This window comes from Collinsella aerofaciens, assembly GCF_005844325.1.
In the GTDB taxonomy this organism is placed as follows: Bacteria; Actinomycetota; Coriobacteriia; order Coriobacteriales; family Coriobacteriaceae; genus Collinsella; species Collinsella aerofaciens_G.
This window is the reverse complement of sequence record NZ_SPFY01000014.1, coordinates 44,413-55,423: the sequence shown is the minus strand read 5'-3', so window position 1 is coordinate 55,423 and position 11,011 is coordinate 44,413. Positions and strand designations below refer to the sequence as shown.

At 60.6% G+C, this 11,011-nt stretch carries 9 protein-coding genes; 1 reads left to right on the top strand and 8 read right to left on the bottom strand.

Going from position 1 to position 11,011, the window contains the following annotated elements; genetic code table 11:
• Positions 1–57 precede the first annotated feature (57 nt).
• On the bottom strand, positions 58–1,701 hold the full coding sequence (locus FGQ61_RS05910) for an amidohydrolase (RefSeq protein WP_229025921.1): 1,644 nt from the start codon (positions 1,699–1,701) through the stop codon (positions 58–60).
• 162 nt (positions 1,702–1,863) lie between these two features.
• On the opposite strand from FGQ61_RS05910, the gene FGQ61_RS05905 reads away from it, so the two are divergent.
• Positions 1,864–3,327: a M20 family metallopeptidase gene (locus FGQ61_RS05905; protein ID WP_138374891.1), complete on the top strand. Its 1,464-nt coding sequence runs from the start codon at positions 1,864–1,866 to the stop codon at positions 3,325–3,327.
• Between the two features lie 140 nt (positions 3,328–3,467).
• On the opposite strand, the gene FGQ61_RS05900 is transcribed toward FGQ61_RS05905, so the two are convergent.
• The 7 genes from FGQ61_RS05900 to FGQ61_RS05870 all read right to left on the bottom strand — a co-directional run bounded on the left by FGQ61_RS05900 (position 3,468) and on the right by FGQ61_RS05870 (position 10,966).
• Positions 3,468–4,841 carry a DUF4013 domain-containing protein gene (locus FGQ61_RS05900; protein WP_171021523.1) on the bottom strand — a complete coding sequence of 458 codons (1,374 nt, stop codon included), beginning with the start codon at positions 4,839–4,841 and terminating at the stop codon, positions 3,468–3,470.
• A gap of 90 nt (positions 4,842–4,931) precedes the next feature.
• Complete coding sequence (locus FGQ61_RS05895; RefSeq protein WP_138374889.1) at positions 4,932–5,954, bottom strand: YitT family protein; 1,023 nt, start codon at positions 5,952–5,954, stop codon at positions 4,932–4,934.
• Positions 5,955–6,162: 208 nt separating this feature from the next.
• On the bottom strand, positions 6,163–6,684 hold the full coding sequence (locus FGQ61_RS05890) for an Asp23/Gls24 family envelope stress response protein (RefSeq protein WP_138374888.1): 522 nt from the start codon (positions 6,682–6,684) through the stop codon (positions 6,163–6,165).
• Between the two features lie 44 nt (positions 6,685–6,728).
• Positions 6,729–7,106, bottom strand: a complete 378-nt coding sequence (locus tag FGQ61_RS09700) for a DUF2273 domain-containing protein (protein WP_249360954.1) — start codon at positions 7,104–7,106, stop codon at positions 6,729–6,731.
• The gene (locus tag FGQ61_RS05880; RefSeq protein WP_138374887.1) at positions 7,099–7,644 is read right to left on the bottom strand and encodes an Asp23/Gls24 family envelope stress response protein; all 546 of its coding nucleotides are present in this window, start codon (positions 7,642–7,644) and stop codon (positions 7,099–7,101) included. The genes FGQ61_RS09700 and FGQ61_RS05880 overlap by 8 nt, the downstream gene beginning before the upstream one ends.
• Positions 7,645–7,810: 166 nt before the next feature.
• On the bottom strand, positions 7,811–8,617 hold the full coding sequence (locus FGQ61_RS05875; protein ID WP_006234926.1) for a YebC/PmpR family DNA-binding transcriptional regulator: 807 nt from the start codon (positions 8,615–8,617) through the stop codon (positions 7,811–7,813).
• Between the two features lie 165 nt (positions 8,618–8,782).
• On the bottom strand, positions 8,783–10,966 hold the full coding sequence (locus tag FGQ61_RS05870) for a DUF6020 family protein (RefSeq protein WP_249360952.1): 2,184 nt from the start codon (positions 10,964–10,966) through the stop codon (positions 8,783–8,785).
• Between the last annotated feature and the right edge of the window lie 45 nt (positions 10,967–11,011).

Sequence of the window (11,011 nt, the reverse complement as noted above, 5' to 3'; positions counted from 1 at the left end):
GGCTTGCAGCGACGGACCTCAGGACACTCTTACACCACGTCTGCGCGCGCCACCGGGTTAACGCTCGTAGATTAAGTTACCTGCCAGGTAGGTTGCCTGAACTTTGGTGTCTTGGAGCTCTTGGGGGTCGATGGTGAGCGGGTTTTGGTCCAGGACTACCAGGTCGGCATACTTGCCGGGCTCCAAGCTGCCGAGGTTTTGCTCGTCGCCCGCTGCATAGGCGCTGCCCAGGGTGTAGTTGCGCAGGGCTGTTGCTGCATCGATGCGCTCGCTCGGTAACCAGCCGCCCTCGGGCCAGTGGCTTTTGGGATCCTGGCGCGTGATAGCCGTGTAGAGCACGTTCATGCTTGTAACAGCTGTGATGGGGCTATCAGTGCCGAAGGCTTGGCGGATGCCGCGCTGCTTATAGGTCGCAAACGGCCACATGATGCGGCTGCGTTCCAGGCCCAGATCGCGCTCGGGGCCGCCCGGGTCGAGTGTAATGTGACAGGGCTGGCTCGAGGCAACGACGTTAAGCTTGCGTAGACGATCGATGTCCTCGGGCAAGAGGTTCTCCAGGTGCTCGAGCGTGTTATGGCCGTGCTGGGGCAGGCCGTACAGGTCGGCGGCCTCCTCGAAGATATCCAGCGCGGCATGAATCGCACCGTCGCCGATGACGTGGATGCGCACGGTATGGCCGCGCTCCGCGGCCGCCAGAACCAGCTTGCGCATGCGCTCGGCAGGAACCGTCAGGCGACCTTGATCGCCCGGGAAGCGCGGGTTGGTATAGGGCTCGGTGAGATAGGCCGTGTGTTCGCTCGACACGCCGTCGAAGAACTGCTTAAAGCCTGGCGCCGAAAGCAGCGCGTTGTTCGCGTAACGTACCTGCAGCTCTTCCAAGCGCGATTGGTCATCCAGCAGCGTGGGAAACAAATGGGCTCGGATGCCCAGCTTGCCGGTCGTCTGCAGCTTGTCGTAGACATCGTCGCGGATAAAATCACAGCCCGGCATGGGCATGAGCGACATATCGCAGATCGAGGTGATGCCCTGCTCGGCCATGCGCCTCATTTGATCGGCGTAAGCGCTTGCGATGCGATCTTCGCCCAGCCACTCAAGACAGCGCGGCAACAGCTGCATGGCAGCCGCTTCGTGAGCAATGCCCGTGAGCTCGCCGTTTGCGTCCTTGTCGTAGCTGCCGCCCGCCGGCGGCTCGCTGTCGCGCGTGACGCCGAGCGCCTCGAGTGCGCGGCTGTTGAGCCACAGCGTGTGCCCGTCGCCCGAGTACATAACGCAGGGACGATCGGGGAATGCCGCATCGAGCGACGCCTTGGTAGGATGCTCGGGCGGGTCCCAACGGTAGTCGCGCCAGCCCTGCGTCACAACCCAAGCGTCGTCGGGCAGGTCCTGGGAAAACTCGAGCGCATGTTGCACCAGCGCCGCCTCGGACGTGCCCATATCCATGAGCATGTACGGCGAGGAACCGACCGAGGTATGGAAGAAGTGCAGATGAGCGTCATGGAAACCGGGGCAGACAAACTGCTCGCCGTAGTCGATAACCGACGTAGCGGCAGGAGCGGCGGCGATCACGTCATCGGGCGCACCGACTGCGACGATACGGTCGCCTGCGATGGCAATCGCCAGCTCGCGGGTGGTATCGATGCCGTCTTGCGCGGTAAAGACGTTCTTGGAGCGGATAATCCGATCGATATGTTGCATGGGCATCCCCATCTCTGGCAGGAAATTCAACACCCCCGAGTGTACTCCCCCGCCCTTGTAACAAAACCCCAAGCGGCAAACGGCAACTTTACCAGCCCTAGCGGCAGGTGGCATACTGGAGAGAGCCTGTACGATTTTGCGATCAACCCAGCAAGGAGCAAATCGACCATGACGAAGACCAAGGCACAGCAGATTATGGCGGCGACCGAGGCTCGCGCGGCTGACGACGTCACCGCGGCCATCCAAGATATCGCTACCGAGTTTGAACCATATATCATCAAGCAGCGCCGGCACTTCCATAAGCACCCGGAGCTGAGCCTCGCCGAGGAGCGCACGACCTCCGACATCGCCAACCAGCTCGACGCCATGAATATCCCCTACGAGCGTCCCCTTAAGACGGGCCTGGTGGCAACGCTTCGCGGCACCGCGCCCGACGCCTATCGCGAGGACGGCACGCCACGCCGCCGCATCCTGCTGCGCGCCGATATCGACGCCCTGCCCGTTACCGAGCAGACCGGCGAGGAGTTCGCCAGCGTCAACGAGGGCTGTATGCACGCCTGCGGCCACGACTGCCATATCGCCATGATGCTCGGCACGCTGCAAATCCTGCGCCATATGACCGACGACATCCACGGCGAGGTCCGCATCGTCTTCCAGCCCAGCGAGGAAAACGGCCAGGGCGCCAAGCTCATGATCGGCACGGGTGTGCTCGACGGCGTCGATGGCGCCTACGCCGCGCACATCTGGAGCGAGGTCGACGCCGGCACCGTGAGCTGCGAGCCCGGACCGCGCATGGCCAATACCGACTGGTTCCGTATCGACGTACGCGGCACCTCGTGCCACGGCGCCATGCCCCAGCGCGGTCACGACGCCGTTATGGTGGCCGCAGAGATCGTCAACGCCCTGCAGACCATCGTCTCGCGCGAGATCAGCCCCTACGAGCCGGCTGTCATCACCGTCGGCGAGCTGCACGGCGGCACCGCACGCAACGTTATCGCCGGCACGGCCTACCTCGCCGGCACGGTGCGCACCTACGGCGATTCGACCCACGAGGAAATGCCGGAGCTCATGCGCCGCATCGTGGAGCATACCGCGGCCGCCTTGGGCGCCGAGGCAGAGCTCACCGACTACACCATCGCCAACTACAAGGTCGAAAACGACGCGGCCTCGAGCGAGCGCTGCCGTCAGGCTGTAATTAAGTGTCTGGGCCCCGCCGGCCAAGGCCATTATCGCGGCACGCTTTCGGGCGAGGATTTTTCGGAGTACCTGCGTCGCGTACCGGGCGTGCTCGCCTTTGTAGGTACGCGCAACCCCAAGATTGGCGCCACGTACGCCCAACATTCCTGCTTCTACAAGATCGACGAGACCGTGCTGGCAAAGGGCTCCATGGTGGCCGCCCAGTATGCTATCGACTTTTTGGCCGAGCCCACGCAAGAGGAGCTCGACGGCCCTGCGATTACCGCGGTCGCCGAAACCAACCCCGATCTGGCCGCCAAGTTGCGCTCTGCCAAGGCGACGACCGCCGAGGCTCGCGACGCCATCCATGATGCCCGAACGGCTCGCCATGCCGCGATCAAGGGCATCCACGACGCACGCGCTGCTGCACGCCGTGAGGAGAAGCACGACGGGTAATCGATTCGCTGGCATCTCGCAGTCATAGCCACATCGCGATGTCAAAGCGGGGGCGGACGTTTCGACACGTCCGCCCCCGCTCATTCTTCAAGCGCTATTTCTACCATTTCTACCCCGTCCCCAAATAGCAGGCGGCGTGGCTACTCGTCCTGAGGTTCCTCGTCGGAGCTTGGCTCGAACGCCGACTCAGGTGCAGGTGCCGGCTCAGGCTCAGGCTCAGGCTCAGGCGCAGGCTCGGGCTCGGGCTCAGATGCCGTCTCAGGCTCGGGCGCCGGTTCAGACTCGGGCGCCGGCTCAGGCTCGGTCGCGGGAGCGGGTGCAGGTGCCGGCGAAGCATCCGGAGCACCGTAACCCGAAGGAGCGGACTTCTTCTCGAAGGGCAACACAAAAGTCAGGACGTCGTCCTTATCCTCATCGGCCCACTCGCTTGCATAGCGTGCGGCCCAATAGCCAACGGCACGGTGCTTGAGTATCTTGCCAAAGACCGTAAGAAATACGGTGACAAAAGCGACCAGCACCAAGAACAGCGCGAGCGTGACGCCACCGCCGGTAACAATTGCCTCAATACCCGTAGGACGATAGTAGTAGCTATACATACCGACAGAGGCAATGGCGCCAAAGACGACCGTCAAGATCCATGTGACAACGTTGGCGACCAGGCCCGTCAAAAACTCGGGAAGGAACGAAGCACAGAACAGCTTGGTCTTGTTGTGCTTAAACGCCGCCCAGACCTTATCGAGCGAAAACGCGCTCTCGACGCGACCGGTCACCGCAAAGTGCATCACGGCAATGTCGGCGAACATCTTAAAGAAGACCCCCAGGACCGCCGTGGCAATCATAGCCAGAACGAGCAAGCCAAGCGAGCCAAACAGCGCAGCCTCGAGCGCATAAGAGCCGTAATAAGAATACGAGCCCGCGGCGCCAATTACCACGCCCTCCACCAGCGAAAGCACTACACCGATAACGGGAATGGCAGCGATAACCTCGAGCACGACCGAAATAACGCTCGAAAAGACTCCAAGGCCAAACGATGTGGAACGCATCAACGGACGATCCATGCCGTCATCGACCTTGAGCGAAAGATCACGGCCCCACTCAATACCAAAGCCGGAACCGCACACGCTCGCAATGCAAGCTGCCAAAAAGCCGATGGCAGCCGCAATGCCGCCAATAACGGGAATAAACAACACGAGCACCGACACAACGCAAATCAGCGCCGGCAAAAACGCGATTTGGCATACACGCTGAAGCACGCCCGGAGTCTTGGTCATATCTTGGAACGCCTGAGCCACACAGCCCTTTGGCACATTCGCCACGGGCGGCTGCGGAACAAACTGCTGGGGCTGAGGCTGTCCCTGGGGAGCGGGGCCAGCGGCACCGGCATTAGGAGCACCACACACGCCGCAGAACTTGTCGTTATCGCCCATGGGGGCGCCACACTGCGAGCAGAACATCGAAATCATCCCTTCGTATCTAGAGCGAATCACCTGGATCGCAAACGATGTCTTTGGCATCATTATCACCCAATGTGAGGACAAATACTCTTAGATGACGTATTTGCAACGCGCGAGGCGCTTTTCGATTGTTTGATGAGTGTGTCCGCGCTAGTTCGTGCCGCGGAAACCCTTGCCGACGATCTCGGAGCTGTCGACAATCGTGATAAAGGCACCCGGATCGACTTCGCGCGCATAGCGGCGCAGCTGCACGGCCTCGCGACGGCTTAGCACGCTCATGATCACCGTCACGCACTTGCCCGAGAAGGCACCGTAGCCGCGACTGATGGTCGCTGTGCGGTTGAGATGCTTGACGATAAACTCCTCGACCTTAAGGGGTTCGGAGCAAATGACCGTGCAGACCTTACGAAGATGGATGCTCTCGATGGCTTTGTCGACCACGAGTGTCTTGGCAAACAGGCCAAGCACGCAATACAGACCGACACGCGGGCCATACAAAAAGGCCGCGATGGCCACGATGCCGATATCGACCAACAGCAGGGCACGGCCAATCTCGAGCGTCGTGCGGCGCTTGAGGATCATGGCAAGAATGTCCGTGCCACCCGTCGAGGCGCCGATATCAAAGACAATAGCGCTGCCGAGCGCCGGCAAGATGACGGCAAAGCACAGGTCGAGCCACATATCGCCCGTCAGAGAGACATCGGTCGGAATAAAGAACTCAAACAGCGAAACATAGGCGGACAACGCAAACGAGGCGAAGACGCTCCACAGGATTGCCTTGCGCTCCAAAAAGATAAAGCCCAAGACGACGAGAACCGCGTTGATAATCCACATAAAGACGCCGACGGGCAGGGTCGGGAACAGCGTAGACAGAATGACCGACACGCCCGAGGTGCCGCCAAAAGCAAAGTGATTAGGGGTTTTAAACGCAACGATGGCGAAGGCCGTAAGAATCAGGCCCAGATTGAGCTCGGCAAAAAAGCGCGGGAAGCCCGGCTCCTGGCTGCGCTTTTGGCCGGCACGCTCGCCGCGCTCGATATCGGTGCGATCAACCACGCGCTCCATCGGCACCACGGGAGGACGATGCACCTCCTCGGCAGCACGCGACGCCGCCTCTGCCGCAGCGGCCTCGATTGCCCATGCCTTGCTTTCTGTTTCGTGCTCGTCGGCCATTACGGCAACTCCTCGTTAACAATTTGGAAACAATGCGCCCATTAGGGTAACGCGGAACGCGACGATTGCAACCCCTAGTTAGACGAGCGGTATGCCTACATCGGGGGGCATACAAATAACGGCCGGCCACGCTTTTGCTTGCGCGGTCGGCCGTTTAACGTTTTCGCAGATAAAGCCTGCCAAAACAAACCTGTCCCTTTTTGGAAGGTTATTCGTGCTGGCTGGTACGGTGCTCGTACTCCTCGGGGGTGATGACGTCCTCGATGCGCAGGTTGACACCCGCCACCTCAAGGCCGGTCATCGCGGCAAGGCGCTCAGTGACACGTGCCTTGACATCGTCGAAGATCGCGGGCGCATAGGCTCCGTACTCGATAATGACGGAGATGTTGACGACCACGCGATTGTCATCGGTGACCTCGACCGTCACGCCCTTGGTCAGATTCTCGGCACCAAACTGCTCCTGCACAAAGTGCATGAGGTTACCCTTCATGCCCAAAACGTGCGGAACCTCGCGGGTGGCCATGGCAACGATCTTCTCGATCACACCGTTGGAATAGGTCAGCGAGTCCTCGGACTCGTCTGTTTCCTCATCATCCTCGTCCGCGTCATCGGCGGACTCGGCCTCGACGAGCGCCTCATCCTCGAGCGTCACATCCTCGGCTTCGGCGACGGCCGCCTCGTTCTCCTCGAGCTCGGTATCGGCCACATCGACCTTCGTATTAAAAGCCATGGTTCCTCCTTATGCCTGCCGCGGATGCGACAGTCGAATACATATTAGCGGCCGCTAAACAGACGGCCGAAGAAGTTGACGATCCCGTTTTCGCCGTCGCGAATTTGGCCGATCACGGCGCCGATCAGCACGAAGAATGCAATGACGAGCGTGTCCCACAGGCCGAGCGTGAGCACCAACACGGCAAGAATAAAGCCAGCGACGGCACCGAGCGTGGTGTTGGGATGACGCACGGCATAGCTCCAGATGGCAGCGCCCGTACCCTTGATGAGACCCATAGCCTCGTCAAAATCCGCGGCTGCCGCGTCTTGTAACTCGGTTGCCTCTGCTTTGGAATCAACAGGTTCGCTCGCCGGCGTAGCGTTCTGGTCGATCGTCAGGCGCGGCGTGCGGGCGGTCTTGTCTTGGTTGGTATCACTCACCGGAAACCTCCACGGTCTGGACGGTAGTCTTGGACGGCAAAAAACGGACGCGTGCGGTCGTGCCCGGCGTGCCGAGCATGGTGTCGCAGGCCTCCTCGATACGTTGCTGCATCGCGATAGCTTGAGAGGCCACGTCCCGGTCGTCGAGCGCGATGGCCTCGACCTTAAAACGAACGCGCGACTCGTCGGAGCCTTGAACGCGTGCCTCGATATGCTCAACTATCACGCGATCATCGCACTCCGCCGCGGCACGGGCGCACGAGGAAAGCGCTGCGAGCGTGACCTCGATATTGCGCTCCCCCGCCGGATGCACGCAGGACGGCTCGCGACGTGCAAACATCAGGCGGAAAAAACCGATGAGCACGCCAAGTGCCACGATGGCGGCGCACACCGCAACGACGACGCGCGGCATGGGGTCGCGCATCAGCAGCATAAAGCGATACGTATACGGCCCCCAAAACTGGCAGACAAGCGTACCCAGCGCCACGATGGCGGCGGCAAGATACACGATCGCTAGGGCTCGTTTGAGTACGCGCACGTGGCGCTCCCTTCAAATCTCGGCTCTCGAAATGCAAAACGGTTCGCATCATTATAAAAGAGCCGGGTCCGGTGCTCTACGCACGCGGATCCGGCTCATCTATTCCACGAGGCTTGCATGCTCGCTTCATTATGCCCAGATATGCACGGCTTAACCCGTGCGGGCGCTACTCCTCCTCGAGGGCAGCGATGACCTCGTCGGTCATGTCCATGGTGCTGTAAACATCCTGGACGTCGTCGAGCTCCTCAAGACGGTCGATGAGGCGCTGAACCTTCTTGGCGTCGGCGCCGGAGACCTCGGTCGGGGTGGTCGGGACCATGGTGGTCTCGGAGCCCTTGACCTGGACGCCCTGCTCCTCGAGCGCCTTGGAGACAGCCATGACCTCGTTGGCAGTAGTCCAGACGATCCACTCCTCGCCGGCATCCTCGTAGTCCTCGCCACCGGCCTCGGCGATGGCCATCATGAACTCATCCTCGTCACCGGCAGCACCGTTGGCGATCATGGTCTCCTTCTTGGCGTTCTCGTCCAGGATCTCCTTGGCGACGACGATCTGGCCCTTACGCTCAAACTGGAAGGCGACGGAGCCGGAGGTGCCCAGGTTGCCACCAGCGTGGGAGAAGGCGGAACGGACATCAGCGGCGGTACGGTTGCGGTTGTCGGTCAGGCAGTCGACGTAGACGGCGACACCGGCGGGACCGTAGCCCTCGTACACGATGTTCTCGTAGACGGCGGCATCGGCACCCGAACCAAAAGCCTTGTCGATAGCGGACTTGATCTTGTCCTTAGGCATGGACTGAGCCTTGGCCTTGGCAACGGCAGCGGCGAGGCTGGCGTTGTTCTCGGGCAGCGGGTCACCGCCGAGACGGGCAGCAACGGTGATGTTGCGGCTGAGCTTGGAGAAGAGGGCGGAACGCTTGGCGTCCTGCGCGCCCTTACGATGCTTGGTTGTGGCCCACTTAGAGTGTCCGGACATACGTGTCTCCTATCGGTTTCGACCTAAAGCCCAGCGCAGATGCTCGGGCAATATAAACAAACGTCGTTATGATATACCTACCGGCCTGCAAGATAAACCCCAAAATGAAGGCGTCGTGATGATGCAAGCCTTTGGTGCAAAGTAACCTGACCCCAATGCGCCAAGTTAGGACCAGAGGAAGTCGCTGCGGGTGATCGTGGCACCGATGGCAAAAGGCATGCAGGCGATGACCGGGTACAGGTAGCGCATGTAGGTCGAGCCGTTACATGGACCGATCAGGCACACGGCGAGCACGCCCAGCAGCGGTATCCAGATGGCCAGCGCGCGCCACGAATGGCGGCGCAACAGGTAAACCACCACGACGACCATGATCCACACATAGGTGGCCGAGCTCATGGTGAGCGAGATAAACGGGATGCGCTGCACCGCCACGCGGTACAGGTTAATCAGGTGGTCGCACCAGCGCACAACCTTGCTATCGACCGGATGGAAGTCAAAGTACTTGAGGTTATCGGGCTTCGCCATGATCTCGGCACTGCGCGCCGTGCTGTAGACCCACGCATCGCGAGCGCTCGGATAGAAGTACCCATAGTAGTTATTGACGAGCGCCGAGATATAGCACTCGGGGTCCTTTTTGAACATCTGGGCCCACACCTCAAAATAGGCCTTGATGTCCTCCTGCGAGGCGTACTCATTGAAGCAGTTTTTGACGGCATCCGACTTGTCGGGGTTGTAGCGACGGCCCAGGTTCTCGTACTTAAGCACGCGATCGATCACAGCGCGCTCCTCATCGGTCACCAAGCCGTCGCAGGGAGCTTCCACGATGGTGCCGTCCTCCTTAACCGTGGGGTTGACGCCCGAGTTGAGGCCATCGTGCTTTTGGACGAAGCGTGCCGTCTGTTGAAACGGAATCGAGAGGATCTCGCGCTTGGAGCCCGGCGTGATATCGTGCGCCGGCATAAATACCTTGGTGAAATACATGTTGGAGACAAGGCAGAGCGCAAGCACTGCGAGCACGCCGACCCAGCGGAAGCGCGACGTGGCGCATGAGACCGTGGTGCCCATCTGCTTAGCCGCACGACGAGCGACATGTACATCCCAGGCGCAAAACGCCGCCGCAATCACGCAGGCCGCCAACGGAAAGACCAGGCCGCCGTTGCGCAAAAACGTGGAACCCATGGCACCCAGCACGAGCAACAGCCAGTCATGGCGCGCAAAGAGCACGGGCTTCTGTTCGCCCGCACGCTCGGCATTGGCATCGCGACGGGGTAGGCCACATGCCACGAGCTTGACGGTCTGAACGAGCAGTACCAAAAACGCATCGGCAAAAAGTACATCTTTGGTCAGCAGCACCGCGTAGTTGGAGAACATCGGCATAAACGCAAAGAACAGCAAGATGACGCCGCGGACCGGCAGGCTCACGCCCAGCTTGCGCAGCGACGATATGGAATAGGACATGCAGGCGGCGGTGATGACGAATTGGGCACAAGTGTAGATGGCAAGGCCCGCATTGGCGCTGTTAAATAGCGAAAGCCCCAGCTGCACACACGAGCCGATGATGGCCGTGTGCACCACCGGATGATGTCCGTTGAGTAGCACGTTGGGGTTAAGCAGGCGTAGGTAATCGCTCGTGCCGTTGGGGTAGTTGAACCATTGGCGGACCTGCGCGCCCGTGTCTCCCATAAAGAGGCCGGGCAGCGAGGCGATAAGCGTGGGCGCCCAGACAATCATGAGCACAAGAAACGGCCCGACAAAGGGATGAACCGAGAGCACGACGTGGACAACACGCCACACGCGGCCAAAATGCGCCTCCGAAAACGGAATGCGGCGGGAGCCCAACCAATCCAAAAACTCAAAAGCCAGATAGAAGGCCACAATCGCCAGAAGCATCCAGCCCGCGCCACCAATCCAGGCGCAGATAACGCGTGCCTTGTCGCCCAGCACAATCTCAGCCGAATCGGTGAGGTCGTAGCTGCGGCCGAACACCATGCAGATGGCGAAGAACAGCGACGGCAGAATGATCGATGGACGCCAGGTGTCGCCACGGCCAAAGAACACGTAGCGAAACGGCAAGGTGAGCAGGCAGGCAAGTGCAAGCAGCATGACCGCGTCGGTATGGCCGGCAAACGAAAGGAGCACCTCGTAGCACACGTACAGCATGCCCGAGGCTTTGGGGTCAATCGCCAAGACTGCGTTGCTCGACACCGGGGAGGGATCGATGGAAAACGCCGTGGTCGCCAACAGCGCGAGCAAAAATGCGATGAGCGTCTGCTTGGCGGGGTAGCGCTTAAACCAGACGATGCGGGCAGCGTCGCGCGCAGCCGTTGTGGAGAGGTCGGAATCCTTCACAGTCCGAAAGCCTTTCTAGAAACCTATCAAACTCGGCAAAACCAC

Coding starts and splice junctions, on each gene's coding strand:
- FGQ61_RS05910 (WP_229025921.1), bottom strand. CDS start 1,701: ATGCCCATGCAACATATCGATCGGATTATCCGCTCCAAGAACGTCTTT.
- FGQ61_RS05905 (WP_138374891.1), top strand. CDS start 1,864: ATGACGAAGACCAAGGCACAGCAGATTATGGCGGCGACCGAGGCTCGC.
- FGQ61_RS05900 (WP_171021523.1), bottom strand. CDS start 4,841: ATGCCAAAGACATCGTTTGCGATCCAGGTGATTCGCTCTAGATACGAA.
- FGQ61_RS05895 (WP_138374889.1), bottom strand. CDS start 5,954: ATGGCCGACGAGCACGAAACAGAAAGCAAGGCATGGGCAATCGAGGCC.
- FGQ61_RS05890 (WP_138374888.1), bottom strand. CDS start 6,684: ATGGCTTTTAATACGAAGGTCGATGTGGCCGATACCGAGCTCGAGGAG.
- FGQ61_RS05875 (WP_006234926.1), bottom strand. CDS start 8,617: ATGTCCGGACACTCTAAGTGGGCCACAACCAAGCATCGTAAGGGCGCG.